1 protein-coding gene (running past one end of the window) is annotated in these 22,898 nt (G+C 64.2%); it reads left to right on the top strand.

The window, feature by feature from the left end; translation table 11 throughout:
* The first annotated feature begins 174 nt into the window (after positions 1-174).
* A protein-coding gene (locus ABID26_RS12735) for an LEPR-XLL domain-containing protein (RefSeq protein WP_354415648.1) crosses the window boundary here: on the top strand, positions 175-22,898 show its 5' portion. Its footprint extends 13,588 nt past the window's final position; only the first 22,724 of its 36,312 coding nucleotides appear in the window; the start codon lies at positions 175-177; its stop codon lies beyond the right edge, outside the window.

Genomic DNA, 22,898 nt, shown 5'->3' with positions numbered 1-22,898 from the left:
GGCTGTTGCTTCGTTTGAACCGTAGCGCCGGAATTGCTTCGGGCGAAATCCTGCCGACCGCCGGTTCTCCGAGCCGGCTAAGTTTAATTTTCTTCTAATTGTCACTACTTAATATTACCGAAGCTTTACCGTCGTTCATCCGCTTTCGAAAAAAGTAAAAAAAAGATGTAGTTCATGTTCTTCCCATGGCGCGACGAGAATTGGCATGATAAGGAAGTGACATTCCGTATCTTACCGAGGGGGCTTGGGATGCTGCGTCCATTCGCTGTGGGTTCTTCATCATCGCGGGAAACGGTGCAAGAATCGAGAAATGCCGGAAGAAGCATGTGGGCGCGGTTGCTCGGATGGGGCAGGAAGCGCAAGGCAAATCGGAAACCGCACTCTGCCACAAGTCATCTTCCCGGTCTTAGGCTGGAGCCGTTGGAGCCGCGCTTCCTGCTCTCGGCCGACATAATCCCCTTCCGGGTCGATATGATGGGCGACGCGAGCGGCGCGCATTATTCTTTGAAGTACGACAATCTTATCCAAGCCGTTCAGGTTTTCGACGACCGAAGCGGCATGCTGATCGACAGCCGCAGCGCGCAGGAAATCAACTTTATCCGTGTCGTCGGCACCGCTGCAAACGACCGGCTGACGGTCGACTTCGCCAAGGAATTCCTGCAAGGGATCGAAATCGACTTCGAAGGCGGTGACGGCGACGATGTGCTGGCGCTGGCGGGCGGGTCCTTCACAGACGTCACAGTGACGATGACCGGCGACGGCGCCGGGGCGGTCACAGTCAGCGGCGCGGCTGGACCGCAGACGATCGGCTTCACCGGCGTCGGCACTGTTTTGGATGGGAACGCGGCCGGTAACCGCATCTTCCGGGACGCGACGGGGCAGGGTCAGACGCTCAGGATCGGCGACAACGGGACCGTGGGCGACGGTATCTCGACCATCGACGCGGTCGGCGCCGGCGGCGCGCTTACCTACAATTTCCTGCACCCGGACGTTAAGCTTACGATTGACGCAGGCGCGGGCGACGACACTTTCGTCCACGACGACTTCGAGACGGCGCTCGCCGGCAAGATCCTGCTGAGCGGCGGCGCGGGCGGCGACGCGGTGACCGGCCCTCCGGCAGACACCACCTGGAACATAACCGGACGGGATTCGGGCAGTGTTTCAGGGGTGTCCTTCGTTGAGGTCGAGAACCTTCGGGGTTCGGCCGACAACGAGGACACCTTTTTCGTTTCCGCAGGCGGCGTCATGAGCGGTGTCATGGACGGCGGCGCCGGCGGCTTCGACAGCATGGTTCTGGAAGGCAATTCCGGCACAATCGTCTACAAGGCCGACGACGCTCATTCCGGTACCATCACGCGCGACGGCGCGGTGCTGACCTATGCCGGCCTCGAGCCGGTCAGCCTCGGCAACGCCGCAAACGTCACCATCGACCTCAGCGCCGCTTCCGACAATGCAGTCGTGACGATGAGCGGGTCGACCGTAACCGTCGCGTCGCAAAGCATTCCGACGTTCGAGCAGACATCGTTCGAACTACCAACCAATTCCGTCACGATCAAACTCGGCAACGACCAGGGTCTCTTCCCGCTTCTCAATGAATATTTGGGCGAGGACGTATTCGCTGGCGCCAACTTGGGGAACCTCATCGCCGCCTTCGTTGAGGGTGATGCGATCACCTTCCAGGGCACCATCAATCTCGGCTCGGCGAGTCTGACGGTCGATGGTGAGGATGGGCTCGACAACATCATCGTGACCGGCGCCCTGACCGCTGGAGCGATCCACTTCAAGGCCGAGGAGATCAATGTCGACGCGGGCGCGTCGGTCTCCGGCACGTCCGTCAACTTTGAGGCCGTCGGCGAAGGCAACGGCCTGATTCCGACGGAACTCACCAAGGGTCTCTATTTGGCGGCGCCGCACGCCACCATCAACGTCACGGGCAGTGTGACCGCTACTGCGGGCGACGTCGTGATGAGCGCAACTGCTACCTCTTCGCTCACACCCAGCCAGGGCCAGATCGGAAGCATCGGCGGCGCTATCGTGGTCGGACTGCCTAAGGCCACGATCACCTTGGGCGACGGCTCATCCAGCGCCCATATCTCGGCCACGGGCAAGGTCGATCTCGACACCGCCGTGAACGTTACCGTCACGGCTGCAGACGAGGCGGATTCGAGCGACACCGAAGCCAAATTGGACGCCGCGATCGCGGTCACTACGCTGATTTCCAAGTCCGAAGTCGGGATTTTTGGCGGCAGCACGATCGACGCAGCCGGTGCGGTCAGTATCGATGCCGCATCGACGTTCGAGATCGAGAACGTCGCGGACGGAACGGCAGGCGGCGCAGGCGCGACCGTGGCCGCGACGGTGGTCGTTGCCGCCACCGGCGTGAAGTTCAGCGACTCCGCATCGATCGGCGCCACCACTGCGCCGACGTCCGTCGCGTTCGCCGCGACGACCACCAGCACCATCACAACCTCGGCGATCTCGACCAAGGGTGGTGGCGATGAGAATGGCGGTGCAAACCAGTCCGAACAGCAACTCGACAGCAACAATGCGAAGACCGCCGAGGGCTCCATCAAATTTGCAGGCGCTGTGGCAGTAACCGTCTACAGGCCGGTCACGGAGATCTCCAGCGATACTTCAGGCTCCATAACAAGTTCCGGCGACATCACGCTGTCGGCGACGACCACCGATACCATCACGTCCAGCGCCGATGGGTCCAACACCGGCGAAGCCCAGGACCCGCCGCCATCCGGCGGCACCGGCGTAGGCGTCGCCGTTGCAATCGGCATCATCGCGCCCAAGACGCTCGTTTCCCTGGGCGGCACAGGCAGTTATACAGCCCCGAACGTGGCGCTGACGTCGACGCTCGATGCCGGCAGCACCTACAAGACCGAGGCCACGTCTGGCGTCGGCGACGGCGGCAAGACCGGCTTCGCCGGCTCGCTCGCCCTCAGTGTCGTCACCTCCATCACCACCGCGCTCGTCGAGAGCAACGCGAACGTCAATCTGAACGGCGCCAACCTGACGGTGTCGGCGGAGTCCGCTACCGCCACCGAGGCCTCCGCCAAGGCCACCGTCGACGGCAGCGGCAACTCGACGGGCATCGGCGCTTCGGTGGCGATCAGCGTCGGTGACAACGACACGGTCGCCCGTATTTCCGGTGCGGTTTCCGGCGCCGCCGACATCACCGTTTCGGCGAAAGGTATCCATGACGTTCTTGCCACCGCCGAGGGCGGCGCGACGGGCGGCACGGCTGTCACTCCGGTTGTCGCGACCGCGGTCGCGCTCAACGACACGAGTGCCGACATCCTGGCTGGATCGACGCTGACGATCACGGGCGATCTGACGGTCAACGCCGAGCACGATAACGAAGCGGCCTCTACCGCCAGCGGCGCCGCCAAAGGCACCAAGGCCGCGGTTGGCGCGAGCCTCGCGCTGACGATCGCGCAGGACAGTTTGCTCGCCGGCCTGGCACGCAGCGTCACGGCGGGCGGCGCGGTGCTCATTTCCGCGACCAGCCGGGCGGCCAACCGTGCCGATTCCAAGGCGAGCGCAACCGGCTCCAAGCAGGAAGGCGACAACGGCGGCAACACGGCCCAGAGCCAGACCGATACCCAGGTCGCCGGAGCGAACAATGCCAGCGGCGCGAACGCTACCTCGCCCGGCACCAATACTTCGTCCGGCCCGCTCAGCGTGGCGGCGGCCATCGGCATCAACATTGTGCAGGACACGTCTTCGCGTGCAGTCATTGGTGGTGTGTCGGGAGCCCCGATCACGGTCGCTGCAGAGGGCGGCGTCACCGTAAAGAGCCTCGCCAATCACGATGCCGCGGCAACCGCCGACGGCAAGTCCGTGACCACCTCGAACGCCACCGCCATTGGCGCGGCCGTTGCGGTCAACGCCTCGGACAGCCAGAACCATGCTTTGATCGAACATGCCACCGTGACCGGCGACGGCGTCACCGTCGAGGCAGGGATGGCCGAACGCGAGAGCGAGGCGCTCCCCACCATCGATCTCGACGCCGACACCATTTTCGTTGGTGAGCAACCCGGCCTCGAGACCGGCGAGAAAGTCGTCTATTCCAACGGGGGCGGCGGCGACATCGGCGGACTGACGAGCGGTGCAGAGTATTTCGTCATCAAGGGCGAGAAGGGCCTGATCCAACTCGCAGCATCGGCGGATGACGCCGACAACGGTGTTGCTGTGGACCTGACCAGCCTCGGCTCCGGCGACGCACATAAGCTCCAGCGCCCCGATACCGCGGAAGACGACGACATCACCTTCGATCCCGATGCAGCGCGGTTCTCGTCGCCCGGCGTGGTGACCGGTGACGAGGTCGTCTATTCCAACGGTGGCGGCGGCGATACGGACATCGGTGGCCTGACCAACGGCACGACCTATTTCGCCATCGTTGACGGCAGCGGAAACATCAAGCTCGCCGAAGATCGTGCGAAGGCCCTGAAGGGCGAGGCGATCGATATCACCTCGTCCGGCACCGGTGATGGCCACAAGCTGACCGAAACCAGCCATTCGACCGACGCGACCGCCAAATCGGGCGCCAGCAAGGGCAAGATCGGCGTGGCGGGTTCGGTGGCGATCAACGTCGCCGAGGGCGAAACCAGCGCCATTTTCGGCGACGGTGCAGCCATCACCGCCCAGGACGGTGACGATGCCGACACGGACATTGGCGCCTCGGCCGTCAAGGCCGAGACGACGACCTATACGCTGACGCGTGCGTTTCCGGCGACCGCGGCGACGGGAACGACCACGGGCGTGGGCCTCTCCTTTGCCGTCGGCTATGCCGGCTACGACACGCTCGCCGAAATCAAAGGCTCGGCCACGGTGACCGCGAACGACCTGACGGTCGATGCCGACGGTGGCCACGGCTTGATCACGCTGGCGACCGCCGGCGCTGGCGCTGGCCAGGGCGGCACTTCGGTTGGCGGCGCTATCGCGCTGGGGGTTTCCGACAACCACACCGACGCGCGCGTGTTGGCGGGCCTGGCCATCGAAATCGAGGGCGACCTGACGATTACGGCGGACAATGTTGTCAGCCAGACGACCGAAGCCAATGCCGAAGTGACCGGCTCTGGCGGTACCGGCGTCGGCGCAGCGATCGCGCTCGGGTGGACCGAGGACGACGTTGGCGCGCGGCTTGAGCGCAGCGTCTCGACGGGCGCGGCGGTAGCGGACGATGTGAAAGTGGAGGCCAAGGGCACGATCACGTCGACGGTGCTGGCGACGGGCAGCGCCGAGGGCGAGAAGAACGCCAACAGCGGCGGCCAGACTTCGCAGAACCAGACCGGTTCGCAGACCAGTTTCCTGAATGCCAGGACGAATTCCAGCCTGACCGAACCGACCCCGCAGACCCAGGTGGCGAGCGCCAACCAGACGTCGCAGAACCAGACGACGAATCCGGGCGGGCAGGGTAACGCCAACGCCAATCAGGCGGGCACGCAGACGTCCGGTGGCGTGCTGAGGATCGCTGCGTCGATCGGCGGAACGGTGATCGTATCCAAGGTCGCGGCTGAGATCGCGGACGATGTGGATATCGATGCCAGCGGCGACCTGTCGGTCAAGGCGATCAGCGACGCCGACGCGCAGGCCGAAGCGGTCAGCATCGCCTTCACCAAAGGCTCGTCCTCGTCCGACAATGTGAGCGCCGCGGTAGCGTTCAACGTCGCGCTGATGGACACCACAGCGCGGCTGGGCAACGGCACCACGACAGCAGGGTCGGTGACCATCGAGGCTGGCACCAGCGCCGGCGAGGTGAATGCGTTCAAGGCGCTGGCTCTCTCGGGAGCCGGCTCGCAGCAGAGCAGCACCGGCGGGGCCACCCAGGGCGGTTCCGGTGGCGGCGGGCAAGGAACCGGCGGCGACAAATCGAGCCTCGGCATCGCCGGCGCGGTCGCCTTCAGCGTCCTCGGTTCACCGGCGACTGACGATCCGAACACGGTGAGCGCCAGCATCGCGGATGGTGCAACCGTCACGGCGCTCAACGGCGATGTCACGGTCACCGCGCGCCAGGACATCGGCATGCAGAACATCGCCGGCGGCGGTGCCCTGAGGATCTCCGGTGGTGGGGGCGGGGGCGGAGGCGGCGGTTCCGACACGACGGTTGGCGCAGCGGTCACCATCGGCGTCCTCGATGTCGAGACGCTGGCTACGATCGGCAGTGACGCCACGGTCACGGCGGACACCGGCAATGTCGACGTGAGCGCCTTGACCACGTTCAAGCCGCTTGAGATCGTCTCGCCCTTCGTCAAGGCAGTGGATACGGGCGTCGACGTCACCAATCTGGCGATCGGCGCGGCCATCGGCTCGGGTGGCGACACCGGCGCCGGCTCGGCAGTCATCAACGTCCTCGACGTGACCACTCGGGCGAGCATCGGCTCCGGAGCGACGGTTACTGCGTCGGCAGGTGACGTCTCGGTGACGGCATCGAGCGACGTGAACGTCATCGACTTCGCGGGCAGCATCGCCGTCACCATCGGCTCCGGGCAAAAGAGCGGCAGCGGCGTCGGCATTGGTCTTGACGTCACCGTACTCAACGAAACGACCGAAGCGCTGGTCGCGACGCGCAACGGCGCGGCGACCACGGTCACCGCCGGCGGCAACGTCGCCGTCGACGCCACCTCGTCGGAGGACTTTTTCCAGCTCACCGTCAATGCCGGGGCAGGCAACAGCACCTCGGGCGCCGGCGGGCTCAATGTGCTCGTCAACGATACCACCACGCGGGCGCTGGTCGGGCGGGACCCGACGGATGCTGCTTCGACTACCGGCACAGCAGCGATCGATGCCGACGGTTCGGTTGTCGTCGCCGCGGACAGCAAGACGTTGATCGAAAGCTATGCAGGTTCGCTCGGCGTCTCGTTGAGCGGATCGGCGGTCGGCGTTTCTATCGGCATAGTGGTCGACCTCGACCAGACCACCGCAACGGTGGGCGCAGGGTCCACCATCACCGCGCTCGGAGGCGAGACCGCCTCTGTGAACGATGGAATCTTCGACAGTGACGGCAATCAGGGCTCGGCATCCGTCCGCGGTCTTGCCGTTACCGCGACCAGCTATGGCGACGTGTTCCTGCTGGCAATCGCGGCGTCCGGCTCGCTGGGCAGCGACAATAGCGGCCAGGGCGGCGGCTCCGGCGGCAGCAGCAGCTCCGGCGGCGGCACCAAGGTGGGCATCGCGGCATCGGTCGGCGTTGCGGTCCTGAAGGGCGAGACCAAGGCCACAATCGGCAATGGCGTCGCGGTCAATCCGGACAATACCGGGGCCAATGCGGCGCAGGGAATCCTGCTGCGCGGCGCCGGCGAGACCAATCTGACCAACGTCACGGGCGGCCTGACGATCACCCTCGGTGGCGGCGACGCCGGAATCACCGGCTCGGTCACTGTCAACGAGGTCGATAATTTCGTCTGGGCGAGCGCGCTCGGCGACAACACGCTGAACGCAGCCGGGGGCGGGGTCAGCCTTGATTCACACGCCAAGGTCGACATCGATGCGGTGACGATCGCTGTCGCCGGCGTCGTCAGCACCAGTTCGTCCAGTTCCGGTAAGAACAGTTCCGTCAATTTCTCCGGCGCTGGCGCGGTGACCGTGAACATGGTCGAGACGGAGGCGCTGGCCGATATCGGGGCCGGCAGCGCGGTCTCGACCACCGGCGACCTGACGCTTGAAGCGAGCGACGATTCGGCAATCACCGCGGATTCCGGCGGTGTCGCTATAACCGTCTCGACCAATAACGGGACAACGGCAGGCTCCGTCGGCGCGTCGGTCGCGGTCAATGACATCACCCAGACCATTTCGGCGACGGCTACGGACACCTCCATCTCGGCCGCCAATGTGTTGGTTACAGCCGACAACAGCGCTGTCATCGATGCGCTGACGATCGCCGGCTCGGCGTCCGTCTCGACTGGTGGCAATGCGCTGGGCGGCGCAGGCTCCGGCTCCGGCAACTTCGTCGTCTCCACGACCACGGCTGGTGTGCTGAATCCGTCTGGAACGAAGAGTCTGACGGCGACGGGCAACATAACGGTCGAGGCTACGGATTCGAGCCAGATCAACGCCGATGCCGGCACAGGGGCTCTGTCGGTTTCCACCAACGGCGGCAATCTCGGCGCCATCGCCGTGGGTGCTGCTGCAGCCGACAACGAGATCACCAAGACGACGACGGCAACGCTGCAGAACGTCAATGCGAGCGGTGCGAATGTCGACGTGACGGCCAGCTCCACCGGCACCATCAGTGCCTTCACACTCGGCATCTCCGGGTCGCTGAACACCAGCAACGGTCCACTGTCGCTGGCTGGCGCCGGCTCGGGATCCGGAAATTACATCACGTCCACGACCACGGCGAGCATCGATCCTAGCATCGTAAACGCTACCGGCGATGTGACGGTTTCCGCGATCGACAGCGCCACCATCACGGCCACGGCTGGCGCAGTCGGCATCAGCTTGAATGTCGGCAGCGGCAGTGGAGCCAAGGTCGGCGTAGGTCTCGGCCTGGCGATCGCCATCAACGAGATCAACAGCAGCGCTCTCGCTTTGGTGGAAGACAGCTCGGTGTTCGCCGGAGGCGCGATTTCGGTCACGGCCGGCAGCACCGGCAACATAGATGCGACAGCCTTCGGCGTGTCGCTGACGGTTTCCAACTCTTCCTCGGCTGCCGCCGTGGGGGTCAGCGCGAACATTGCAGCCACGACCAACGACCTAACCTTGACCACCAAAGCCGCGATCACCGATGACGCCGGCGGCGATCCCCAAAGCGCCTCGGCCGGTGCGGGCCTGTTGGTCAGCGCCACGGATTCGGGCATCATCAACGCCGACGCGACCTCCGTCGGCCTGAGCGTCGCGGCAGGTGGCAGCAGCGGCGTGTCGGTGGCCGGCACGGTCAGCGCGTCGGTTGCCCAAAATTCCATTGCTTCGACGACGGAAGCCATTATCGACAACGTCGACACGACGGTTACCGGCGACGTCGATATACTGGCGTCGTCGTCGAAGTCGATCGACGCCATTGTTACAGCCGCTTCGGTGGGCGTGTCGGTCGGCTCCGGCAGCGCCAGCGTTTCGTTGACCGGCGCAGGCGCAGGCGCCTCGAACGTCACCAACAATTCGGTGTCTGCGATCATTCGCGCCGCAGATGTCGGCGCTTCGGGCGACGTGACGCTCACCGCCGCCGACCAGACCGATATCAGCGCCACGATCGTATCGGTCGCCGCATCGGTCGGCGTCAGTGGCGGCAGCGGCGCGTCGGCGACGCTGACTGTATCGGCGATCGACGCCACGAACTCCATCACCAATATCACCCGCGCAGTGGTCGAGAACGGATCGAACGTCACCGCCGGCGGCGAATTCACCGCGGACGCTTCCTCGACCGGTTCGATCACCGCCACAGCGGTGGCGGCGTCGATCGGCGTCGGTGTCGGCGGCGGCAACGTCACCCTTTCCGGCGCCGGCGCCGGGGCCGGTGCCGACAACGCCATCTCGAATACGATCGAGGCGGGCGTCATCGGCGGTTCGTCGGTCGAGGCGGACGGCAATGCCGACATCTTCGCCACCGACTCCGCGACGGTGAATGCCAATGTGGCGACGGCCGCGATCTCGGCATCCATTGGCGGCAGTTCGGCGACCGTTTCGCTGACCGCGGCCGTTTCGGTCGCCACGAACACGGTGAACGACATCGTGGCCGCGCATGTGGTGGACTCGAGCCTCACCTCGGGTGGAAGCGCCACTATTGAGGCCGATTCCACCAAGTCGATCACCGCCCTGCAGGTCGCGGTCTCGGTTTCGATCTCGATCGGTTCCGGCACGGCAACTCTGGCCGGAGCGTTTGGCGTCGCGCAGGTGTCGAACGTTATTGGCGGCTCGACGACGGCGGGCATCTTCGATGCTGATGCCGGTGAGAGCCAGGCGGCGACCATTGGCGGGCCGCTGACCATCAGCGCGACGAGCGCCGGAATCATTCACGCCACGCTGGTGGCAGTGACAGCGTCCGTCGCGGTGGGATCGGGCACGGTCACGCTGTCGATGTCGGCGGCGGTTGCGCTGGCCTCGAATAGCATATCCAGCGACGTCCTGGCGGCCATTGAGAGCTCCGTTGTCGACGCGAGCGGCGCGGTCGATATCACCGCGACAAACAGCAAGGACATCGACGCGGTGTCGGTGGGTGTGGCGATTGCGGTGTCGGTGGGAAGTTCCGCGTCGATTTCGGCGGCGTTGGCCTTCTCCAAGGCCACGAATGCCATCATGGGATCGACCGAGGCGCTGATCACGCAGAGTTCGGTGACGGCGGACGGCTCGGTGGCGCTGACGTTGGAGGATACCTCCTCGATCACCTCGGACGTCATCGCGGCGTCGGTCTCCGTCGCAGTTTCCGGCGGGATTGCCGGGGTCGGCTTGGCGGTTTCGGTCGCTCTGGCGGAAAACACCATCTCGGGCAGCAGCCGCGTCGCCATCGACGGTTCAACCGTCACAGCCAGTGGCGGAGCAAGCGACGTCACGGTCGAAGCGACGACCGAAAACACCATCAAGACGGTTGCTGTCGCGGCCTCGGTCTCGGTCTCGGCCAGCAGCGGCACCGTGGCGCTTTCCGGCTCCGGCGCGGGCGCATCGGCCACCAACACCACGACCAACGAGGTCCTGGCTGAAATCGTCGGCTCGACAGTTGAAGCCGGACGCGCCGTATCGGTCACCTTGTCAGACGATTCGGTGATCGAGGCCAAGATTGTGGCGGCTGCCGTCGGCGTCTCGGCGTCCAGCGGCGTTGGCCTGTCCGGCGTGGTCGCGGTAACCGTCGCCACCAACAGTATCGGCGGCGTCTATGGCGCCACGATCTTCGATTCCGACGTCGATGCGTTGGCCGGCGGGGTGACGGTTTCGGCGACGGCCGACAACTCGATTGACGCAATCGCTGTCGCGGTCGCCATCTCGGTAGCCCTCGGCAGCAGTTTCGCCGGCTCTGTTGCTGTTGCAGGGGTCATTGCGGAAAACATACTGACCAATTCTTTGACTGCCGGCATTGTCTCCGGCAGCAATATTGGCGCTCATGGTCTTGTCGGCGTCAGCGCCACCGACACATCGTCGATCAAGGCCACCCTCGTGTCGGTTGCCGCATCAATTTCGGCCAGCGGCAGCGCCAGCGTTGCTTTCTCGGTCTCGGCAACGGTCGCCAACAACGAGATCGGCTCGACCCTCAAGGCGACGATCGATGATTCCGCCGTCGATACAATGGGTGCGGTTTCCGTCGAAGCGCGGGCTGATACGCTGATCTCCGCCACGGCGGCGGCGATCAGCGTCAGCGTCGCCGTCAGCGGCGGAGTGTCGATTTCTGGCGCCGGCTCGGGTGCCTACGCAGCCAACAGCACGACCAATTCTGTCGAAGCCTCCATCATCGGATCGTCGATGACGGCGGTGGGCGATGTCGATGTGCTGGCGACCGACATTTCGAGTATTTCGGCGACGCTTGTTTCAGCTGCGGTCGGCGTGTCTGGCGGCAGCGGGCTTGCCGTGTCCGTGTCCGTCGCGGTCACGCTGGCGGAAAACACTATCGATAGCGCCTTGCTGGCAACGATCGACGATTCCACCGTGAGCACTTCCGCCGGCGCGGTCACCGTTGCGGCGACCAATTACGACGACGCCCTTGCGCGAGGCATGGGCATTACGGCGACAGCTGTGGCTGCGGCCATTTCGGCCGGTGGCTCGGGCGGTGTGTCGGTTCAAGGCGCCGGCACCGGCGCGGTAGCCACCAACAGCATCAGCACCGGCATAGAAGCAAGTATCGTCGACAGCACGGTCACTGCACACGGTACGGTTTCGGTCGCGGCAACGGACGAGGCAAGGATCAAGGCCGTGCTCGTGGCGGCCTCTATCGCTGCCGGCGGCGCAGGCGCCGTCTCAGTCAACGTTGCGATCAGCGCCACGGTAGCCGAAAACACCATAGGCGGCGGCTTGCTGGCGACCATCGACGGCTCGACCGTCAACACGACGGATGGCGCAGTGACTGTCGACGCCATCGCGGACAGGACCATCGAAGCGCTCGGCGTGGCGGTGGGCGTCGCGGCGGGCGGCGCTGGAGCCGTTTCGGTCAATGTTGCCCTCAGTGCCGTTGTGGCGACCAACATCATTGCCGGCGCAACTGAAGCCAGCATCAAGGGCGGCAGCGATGTCGACGCCAACCACGCGTCCAACGGCTTCGTTAGGGTCAACGCGCTGGACACGTCCTCGATCGAGGCGACCCTGGCGTCGGCGTCGGTTACTGCCGGCGGAGCCGGAGCGGTGTCGGTCAACGTGGCCGGCGCATTCGTCTATGCCAACAATGCCTTGACGGCGAGTGCCGATTTCGACTGGAACGCCGACGGCGTCATCGATTTCCACGACATTCATGCGGGCCTGGCGGTGCTGACCGCATTGCATGACCTTCAGATCGGCGACGACGGCGTAATTGGCGATCAGCCCGGCCCTGACGGAGATCCCGATACTTTGGGGGATAACGTCCCCTCCGACGATCTGACCGTCGATCAAGCGATCGACGCTCTTGGCAATCTGAGCGTCTTTGGAGCAGGACAACCGAGCGCTGCATACAAGACGGCGCTGAAGAACCTGATCGGTTCGAGCTTCGACATTGATGGCGACGGCAACATCACCAATCGCGATCTGCTGCTCACTGGCAGCACGTCTGACGACGTCGTCATCGCGAACTCGATGGTCGCGTCAATTGAAACGTCAAGCGTTGATACAGCCGGGGCGGTTGCCGTATCAGCCTCCAACTACGATGCCGGGTCGGCCAGCGGAATGACCATCCATGCGACCGGTATTGCGGTCGGCATCGCCGCCGGCGGCGCGGGCGGTGTTTCCGTCAACGTCAGCGGTGCCGGCGTGGTGGCGTTCAACGACATCAACAACGGCATCGAAGCCAGCATTGTGGGAAGCACGGCAACCGCGGGCGGCAATGTGACTGTCCATGCCGAGGATCGGGCGGGCATTAAGGCCGAACTGCTGGCCGTCACCGTATCTGCGGGCGGTGCCGGTGCGGCCTCGGTCAACGTTACCGTGTCGGTCACCTATGCCGAAAACACGATGAGCGGCAGCCTGCTGGCCACCATTGACGATTCCACCGTTACTTCGACGTCAGGCAATGTCACGGTCGATGCTTTCGCCGACGACCTGATTGAGGCCGAGGGCATAGCTGTCGGTGTGTCGGTCGGCGGCGCTGGCGGCGTGTCCATCAATGTCGCGGCCAGCGCGGTCCTGGCGACGGCTGTTCTGACCAATGTGGTCGAAGCCAGCATTGTCGACGGGTCCAATGTTGCGGCGAACTCCGTCAGCGCCACGGCGACCGATGAATCGGCCGTGGATGCTACCCTGGTTGCGGCTTCCGTCAGCATTGGCGGCGCGGGCGCTGTTTCCGTCAATGCGTCGATCGCGGTCTCCGTCGCGCAAGTGGATTTTGGCACGACCACACGGGCGCTGATCTCGGGATCGAAGGTTCTCGCGCGAACGGGCGATGTCGGCCTCACCGCGCTCTCAACCGGATCCGTCGATGTGGACGCGGTTGCCGTAGGCGTATCCTTCGGCGCATCCGGCGGCGTCTCGGGTTCGATCGCGGCCGCGGGCGCGATTGCAATCATCAATTCGACCAATCTTGTCGCGGCAGTGATTGTCGCCGATTCGGATGTCGACGCGACATTGGGGTCGGTGATCCTAAGCGCGACCGACGAAACCCTGTTCACCAGCGATGTCGACTCGGTCAGCGTCGCCGGGGCAATCAGCGGCGGCGCAGGGATTGCGCTCTCGATCGCCTATGCGCAATCGAACACGTCGATCGACGGCACGGTCAAGACCGAAATCAACGACAGCGACGTTGACGCCGGAACCGATATTACACTCACTTCCTTGGCCGATGGCACGATCGACGCCAATGGCGTAGGTGTCTCTGTGTCGCTTTCCGCCGCGGTCGGCTTCTCGCTTTCGGGCGCCGGCGCGGGCGTCATTATCACCAACGTCATCGGCCAGGACGTCATTGCGGAAATCGGCGACAGCGAGGCCGCTGAAGGCCAGGGTGCGACCGCCGGCAACGATGTGCTTCTCAGCGCCACTGATTCCATCAAAAGCACGGCTGACGCGTCGGCCGCCACCGTTTCAGGGGCCGCGAGTTTCGCGGCGGGCGCTCTGGCGATTTCAGCCGCACGTGCGAGCAATTCCCTCGAAGGCACCACTCGCGCCGGCATCTGGAAGAGCAAGGTACAAGCCACTGGTGGCGACGTCGATGTTAAGGCGAAATCGGAAAGCGAGCTGATCGCCACGCCCGAAGCCTATGCGCTTGCCGCGGCGGCCGGTTTTGGCGGCGCGGCCGCTGGCGCAGGGGCGGAAGCAAGCAACACCGTCACGCGCACAACCGAAGCCTTCATTCGCAACCAGTCCGACGTGCGGGCGTTGAACGGCCTGTTGACAGTCGAGGCCCACGACCTTCTTAAGGCAAAGGCCGATGTCGACGTGTTCTCACTCAGTGTCGGCATGGCTTCGTTCGCGGCTGGCGTCGCCTTGGCCAGCAACAACATTGCGTCGGTTACCACGGCGTCCGTCGAAGGCAGCACGGTACAATCCGGCCTCGGCAATCTGTTGATTGACGCGGATAGCCAGCAGCTTGACGCCGATCTCATCACCCGCAGCGATGCCGCTGCAATCGGCGCCGGCATTGGTGTGGCAGCGGTAGGCGTTGTCGCTGAAGAAGTCGTTGCGTCGCGTGTTGACGCCTTCGCCAGCGGCTCGACGCTCATCGCCGCCGGACAAGTCAATGTCGACGCCGATAGCAACCACAGAGCGACCCCCGAAGTCTTCGGCTTGTCTGCCTCGCTCGGCATCGCGATTTCGGTGGTCGATGCGACCGCGATCGTCAGCGGCGCAACGCGCGCCTATATCGACGGCAATTCCACAGTCAGTGCCTCCGGCGATACCAATGTGACGGCGGACAGTCTGTCTCACGCGCTGCCTGACGGCGACTCCGTCGCCGTTGGTGGCGGGATCGGCGGCGCGGCCGCGATCATGGACGCGCAGGTCAATCGCGTGACGGAAGCCTTCGTCGGCCGGCGTGCAAGCAAGCAGCTTGTGGTCGATACACGGCTCAACAGCATCCAGCTCGACCAGCCGGCAACGGCGTGGGGCGACGCCGAGATCGTCACCTACTCGGCTGGCGGCGGAACCGCGATCGGCGGCCTCGTCAGCGGCAAGCAGTACTATGTCTTCCAGAGCTCCGACGGGCGGATCATGCTGGCCGAAATCCTGCGCGACGGTGGCAACAACATCAAGCCGCTGGCGGAACAGGACAATCTCAACGGCCGCATTGCGATCGACCTGACCTCCCTTGGCAGCGGCACCAACCATCAGTTGATCCGTGCGGGGTTGATAGCCGATGTGGCGTTTAACCCGTCCGAGGTGCTCAACCCTGCACCTTTGACCACGACGGTGCTGGACATCGGCGCCCACAAGCTCAATGTGCTGGCGAATTCGACTTACGAGGCGCGGGCCGACAGTCTTGCGGCCGGCTTCGGCCTGCTGGGCGGCGCAAGCGTCGCCAAGTCCTCCGCGAGCGTCGTCGGCGACACTCTCGCCTATGTGGGCGAAGGCGCGACCGTCAAGGCCGGTGGCCTCGATGTCAAGGCCGTGTCACATGACGGCGCCTATTCGTTGAACGAGTTCTACGCCATAGGCGGTGCTATCGCGGTAAACGTGACTATCGCCGACGCCACGATCGACAGCCGCACCGAGGCGTTCATCGGGACGCAGGCAGGCGTCACACCGGCCAGTGGCGCCCCGACTGTCGTCACTCTCACCGATGCGGTCGGCGTGGACGGCCGCCTGTTGATCGATGCGAACGGCAGCCAGACGGCGACGGCCGAGGCCAAGGGCATCGGCGCGTCGTTCGGGGTATCCGTCAACGTGTTGCTGCCTACGGCGGACGTGTCGGGCGCAGTGCGCGCCTATGTCGGCGAGAACACGACGGTCGTCGCCGACCGGCTCGACGTGCTGGCCCATGGCGACGTGATGGATGCGACCGCAACGGTGAGATCCGGCACGATCAGCGGCATCGCCTCGGTCACGGGTCTGTCTTCGCTCGCGAAGGTGACCGGTGAAGTCGAAGCCTTCATCGGCGCACACAATGATCGTGGTGCCTCCGCGACCCTGGCGCCTCAACTGACCATCTCCGGCAGCGACGCCGGTGACGGCGCCGTCGTCGTTGATGCCGATGCGACCATGGATGCGGTCGCCGATACGTTCCTCGTCGGCGCAAGCTTCGGCCTGACCGTCAACATTGCCGAACCGAAAGCTGAACTGAGCGGCAAGACCCGCGCCTATGTGCGCGATGGCGTTGCCCTGAAGGCCGCGTCGCTTGAGATCGAGGCCGGCGATTCGGCGGATCGCGTCCAGTACAACGCAACCGCAACAACCTTTATGCTGAGCCTCGGCGGCCTCGCGTCCGTCTCGACTCTCACGGCCAATGCGCTGGTCGATGGAACGGTCGAGGCCTATATCGGTGCGCCGTTCAACGGTCCGGTCACCGGTGGCACCGGCATGACTGACATTACCGGTGTGGTAACCGTCAACGCCTGGTCGGACATGAATGCGACCGGCGGCATCGACAACGGCGGCTTTGCGCTCAATGTGGGCGGCGTCGCCACCATCAGCGTCTTCGACACATTGTCCGACGTGGCCGGCAAGACCCGCGCCTTTGTCGGCCAGGGCGGCACGCTCCGGGCCGCCTCGCTCGACGTCAAGGCGGACGGCGATTATGACGCCAACTCCGATACGACGGCCGTGGCCGTCTCGGGTGCGGTCAGCGTTTCGGACATCAAGGCGACCGCCAAGGTGACGGGCCAGGTCGATGCACATGTCGGTTCGGCTTCCGGCGTCGCACCGTCCTCCGACATCGGCGTTGTCGATATTGACGGTCAGGTCAACATCACCGCGATCGGCAACATGCTGGCGACGCCCGACATCTTGAATGTCGGGATTTCCGGGCTCGCCACGGTCTCGCTGCTTGAACAGAACGCTTTCGTTTCCGGCACGGTTCGAGCCTATATCGGCCAGGGCGTCGATGTCGACGCAAGCGGCGTGGCCATCCTTGCCGACGCGCCTGAGATGAAGGCGGATGTGCAGGGCGCGAGCATCGCGGTGGGCGGATTGGTCGCAGGCAGCGATGTTACCTCCAACGCCACCGTAGACGGTGTCGTCGAAGCCTTTATCGGCGCCGGCAGCAGCCAGGTTGCGGCGAACGTGACGACCGACGTCAATGTGGGCGGCGGTGCGATCACTGTCGTTTCAGACAGCGACATGCATGCGGTCGCAAATCTCCTGGGCGTCGACGTGGGCGGGATTCTGTCTGTCGGCCTTTACAAGCCGACAGCCACCGACAGCGGCAAGACGTCATCCTTCGTGCGAGACGGCGTGAACCTGCTGGCAGGCACGCTCGACGTCAGTGCGGGCAAGCTTGGCGGCGTGGACAGGGTTGTCAACAAGGCCGAGGCGAAAGCCAACAGCGTCGGCGTCTCGCTCGTCGGCACCGTGCAGGATCTCGAGGCCGTTGCGCAAACCAGCGGCATCATCGAAGCCTATATTGGCGCAGCAGACGGCGTGAGCGCCGGCGGCGACCCGAACGCCGTGGTCAAGGTGACCGGCGGAGCTGACGCCGTCGACATTTCGGCGCGCGGCGACATCGACGCGATCGCCCGCACCGAAGGCGGCGGCGGCGCGCTCGGCGTCACCGTCGGACTTTACAAGCCAACAGCCATCGCCGGCGGCAAGACGCGGGCCTATGCCGGCGACGGCGCGGACCTGCGCGTGACGGACCTGAACCTGACGGCCGATGGGGATGCGCTGGCCGATGCCAAGCTCTTCAACGTCACAGTGTCCGGTCTTGCATCCGTTTCCGGCCTCTCGCCCACCGCGCTGACCTCCAACGACGTCGAAACCTATGTCGGCCGCAACGACGATGCCTCCGAAACTTCTATTGTGAACATCGACATACTGAGCCAGGACGGGCTGTCGCGTGGCCGCATTGACGCGGTCGCCACCGGCAGAACGGAGGCGCGCGCCGTCACCGAAGGCTTCAGCATCGCCGGTCTGGTCGGCGTGTCGATCACCACCGCTGTCTCCGACATGCAGGGCAAGACCCGCGCCTATGTCGGCAAATACACCGACCTGACGGCAGGAACCGTCAATCTCACCGCGACGGAAGCAACCGCCGCGGCCAATTCGACTGTCACCGCCACCAGTTTCGGTGGGCTCGCCGATGTCAACGACCTCGAAGCCCGTGCGACCGCCAGTCGGATTACCGAAACCTTCGTCGGCCACGATTCGATCATCGATCTCGGCGGTGCTGCCCTGACCGGTATCGCCACGACCGCGACCGGCGCGTCGATGGCCAATGCGGTCGTCAACGCTGCCTCGGGATCGCTGGGCGTTTCGGCCAGCGACATCACGGCAATCGCTACGATCGGCGACGGAACCGGGCAATCCTCACGTACCCGGTCCTATATCGGCGACAGCGCCAAGGTGACCGCGGGCGATGTAACACTGAACGCGACCTCCAATACGACTGTCAATGCCGATGTGACCAGCTTCAAGGCCGCTGGCCTTGCTGCTATTACGAGCACCACGATCACCGCCAAGGCCGCGCATGACACCGAAGTGTTCGTGGCCGACGGCGCGGACGTGACGCTGAGCGGCGCGCTGTCCATGACCGCGACGGGCACGTCCACCTCGGCGCCACAATCCAAGGGCGTCGGCATCGCCGGCGGTATCGCCTTTGCGTCGACAACCGTCACGACCTGGATCGACAGCGATACCCGCGCTTATATCGGCGAGGACGGCGAACTCTCCGCGACGAGCGTCAGGCTCCTGGCGGAAGGCCACCACACCGCCGCTGCGGCGGCGCTGGGCACCGGCGTTGCCGGTCTGGCCTCGGTCACGGCGCTGGACGTGACTTCGAAGGATACCGGCGGCGCGGAAATCCGCATCGGCGCCGAGGCAAGCGATGCTTCGCAGGGCACGACAAAGATCATCACCACCTCGGGCGGCATCGACCTCGATGCCGACCTGACGTCGAATGTCAGTTCCACTGCGAAGGCGACAACGCTCAGTGTCGGCGCGTCGATTGGCGACGTCATCACACGGGCGACCAACCAGTCTCAGGTCATCGGACGGATCGGCGGCAATGTCGATGTGACTTCGGCTGCTGGCTTCGACATGCAGGCAAAGCTGGTCGGCAACTCGATCAGCGCTGCGACTTCGCTGACCGCCGGCGCAATTGCCATTTCCAACTCCAATACCTTCTCGGATTTCGACGCCTCCATCGACTTTACCAGCGGGCAGGGCGGCTCGATCCACGCTGAGAACAGCGTCAACATAGCCGCCCTTCTGAACCACGACGGCGCCAATTTCCTGCGAGTCTCGGCAGCCACGCCGCGCGGCGCAGTCGCATCTGCCAATAACGTTACCGGCGGCCTGGCGGCTGTCGATAGTACGCAGGTCAATGCCGATGCCAGTTCAACCCTGAACCTCGACATCGACGAGGGCCTGTCGCTGACCTCCGCATCCGGCGATATCAACATCGCCGGCCGTCATGGCAACGAGGCCTTCGGCGGTGGTTCCACGGCTAGCGGCGGCATTGTCCGGGTATCCTCGGTCGATGTGAACGTGACGGCCGGCGGTTCGACCACGGTGAAGTTCCGCGGCGATGTGGATGACGATACGAACAGTGCCGCCAACAACATCAATGTCGATGCCGTAGCGCTTGCCACGACCACTTCGACCATGTCGTCGGACGGCGGCGGCCTCGCCAATTTCGCATCCGGCAGCGCGGATTCGACGACCGTGCATACGATGAACCTGACCTTTGCCGGCGTCGGTAGCGTCATGCGCGTTGGCGGTAACATCAAAGGTACGGCCAACCTTGTTACGGACGCCGACTCGGCGGGCCGCGTCAGCGGTGGCGGGTTCATCAGCGATAGCTCGGTGACGACAAGTGCTTCGGCGACCGGCACGGTGAATTTCGTGATCGGCGATTCCGAACGCGTCGAAGCGCAGGGCAACATCGAGATGATCGCCCAGCACGGCGCCAACGGCGGCGACGTGTCGGACGGCACGGTTGCAGGGTCCAACGACGCCGGCAATTTCATCGACTTCGGCAAGCCACACAAATTGAGCGACAGCGCGACGATCACCTGGACGGGCGCCACCACAGGCGGTCTTGTCCAGAACAAGGAATACACCGTCGTCGTGCGCGACGGGAATACTGTGCAGCTCGGCGCCAGGTTCGGCTCGAGCGCCGTCAACGCGGAATATGACACGATCACGATCCCCAACCACACCTTCGTGGACGGTGACCAGCTGATCTACAACTCGAACGCAGGCGACGTAATCGACGGCCTGTCGAACGGCACGACGTATCAGGTCAAGGTCATCGACGAAAACACGATCAAGCTGCAGACGATCGGTTTCGTGGAGGTGTCGGACACATTTACGCGCGGCATGATCGACGACGCGAACGACAAGATTCTCGACGCGAGCACGCCTTTCAACAACGGCGACGTGGTGACGTATCGCCCGGCGCAGCCTCGCACGTTCATTCCGGCATTCGTCGACGCCAATGTCACGCTCGACAATCCGGCGACCGACGCCAACGAGTTCTCCGTGAGCCAGGACAACTCCAATGTCGGCCGCATCTATCTGCCCAGCCACGGATTCTCGAACGGCCAGGCGGTGATCTATACTGGCTCAGGAATAGCCGGGCTGGTCAGCGGCCATACATATTATGTCATCAACGGCGGCAGCTATACCGGCGCCGTCGGCGTGGCATATAATTTTGACGCCAACTTCATTCGGCTGGCTGACAATCCTGGCGATACGGTTGGTTTCATCAACAACGCCGGCACCCCCGGTGATACCAGTGACGACTTCTATGTCGCGCCGGTCGTCAAGAACCTGGCCTTCTCGAACACTTTCACTGACAATTCGCTCATCGGCGTGGGCGAGCAGACGCTCAGCAACCTGAACTCGGGTCAAGCTTACTACGTGGTTCAGAAGGATGCCGCCGGATACAAGCTGTCGACCAGCCTCAACGGCACACCGGTCGCGCTGAATCTCAACGGCAATAGCAGCACCGGCACGCATAGGTTGGTCAAGGAAGGCGTCGATCTGCAGGACTCAGGTCCTGCCTCGGGCCAGACTCTGGTCTACAACATCACAAGCAATTCGATTTCCGGCCTGTTCGACGGTGTCGGCGGTGCAGCCGGCTTCAACGTGCCGACCTCGGCCGATGGCGTGGTCACCGGTTCGGCCGGCGGCTCGTCCGGCGGCGCCTGGAACAACAAGGACTCGAATACTTCCTCTTCTCAGACGGTGTCGACAAACCTGACGGTGAACGCCGGCGCAATGCTGAAGGGCGCCAATGTCCTGCTTCAGACCGACAGCCGGATGGGATCGGTCGCCACCGCGGACGGCGGTGGCGGCGGCGGCATCTCGCTCGAAGGGGCCCAGGCTACGGCCACCGGCGTCAACAAGAGCGACATTGTCATCGGTTCTGACGCCAGCATCGAGGCGCTTCATGACCTGACGGTCAGGGGCATTACCAAGTCCTATGTCTCTTCGGAGGCGCAGACATCGAGCGGCGGCCTGGGCGCGTCAAGCGACGGGACTGCGACGTCGACGTTGAGCTTCGGCATGAAGCAGCAGATCAATGGCGACCTTAAGGCCGGCCATGCCCTGGTTGTCGACAACAAGGTTGACAACAACGCGACCGCGCATGCTGAAGCCTATGGCGGCGGCCTCGGGGCCAGTACCAATGTGAGTGCGACCGCACAAGTGCAGGCCGCGGTTGGTTACAAGGGCGCTGAAATCATCCTTCAGGGCAACGCCGACCTCGTCGGCACGACCGTGACGGTGAATTCGGAGATCGTCCGCAACCGCGCCAACGCCAACACCAACACGACTGCCGGCGGCGCCGGCGGCTCTGCGGTCGCCAACTCGACAGCGAGGATCAGCGGCAGCAACGAAGTTGTTCTCCAGCATAGCTCATTCGTGCTCGCCAACGAGTCCATCCTTATCCAGTCGCTCTACTCCGGCACGGACAACCGCGCGACGGCAAGAGCGAAGCTCTATGCGATCGGCGGCTCGACGACCGCAAACGCGACCGATGAGGTGACCAACAACGCCAAAATCGAGGGCTTCTGGGAGGCCGTGCTCAAGGCCACGACGGTCGACGTCAACGCGCTCGATTACAATTTCAGCAATACGCGCGACCGGAGTCCCGGCGGCTTCTATATCGGCCCTGCTCATAGGGGCGGAAGCGAATCCACCGACCGCAACCGTGACATCTTCTGGGAGGCGCATGTCATCCTGCTCGGCGAGCCCAATCCCGAGCTGGAGATCGACAAGGACGGCGTCATCACCAAAATCGCCAACATCAATTTCCTGGGCGTCAATGCCGGCAAGACGATCGGCGACACGCTGGTTGCGTCCAACGCTCTAAATCCGCAGGTCATCATCGACGATATCGTCTATGACTCGGCTGGCAAGCTGACCTTCTATGCCAATGCAATCTCTGGAGAAAACGGCCGAATCTGGGGCAATCACGGGCTGGTCGACAGCCAACGCACCTGGGATTCGGTGAAGATCACGAACTCGTCGAAATTCGACCTGGTGGTCAACCACATCGACACGCTCGACGGGTCTTCGGTCGTCGACATCAAGGTCGACACCATCTACGGCGATACCGGCAACAATCCAGCCGACAACAACATCTCTCTGAATCCGGACGATCCGACAAAGCGGGCCGACGGGGTAACACCGGCAACGCCCACCTTCGAATTCGACGTGAACCTGCGGCATCCTCAGACCGACGTGAGGATCAT

This window comes from Mesorhizobium shonense (assembly GCF_040545255.1).
Lineage (GTDB): Bacteria > Pseudomonadota > Alphaproteobacteria > Rhizobiales > Rhizobiaceae > Mesorhizobium > Mesorhizobium shonense.
The sequence above is the reverse complement of the archived record's forward strand: the minus strand, read 5'-3'. Positions and strand labels throughout refer to the sequence as shown.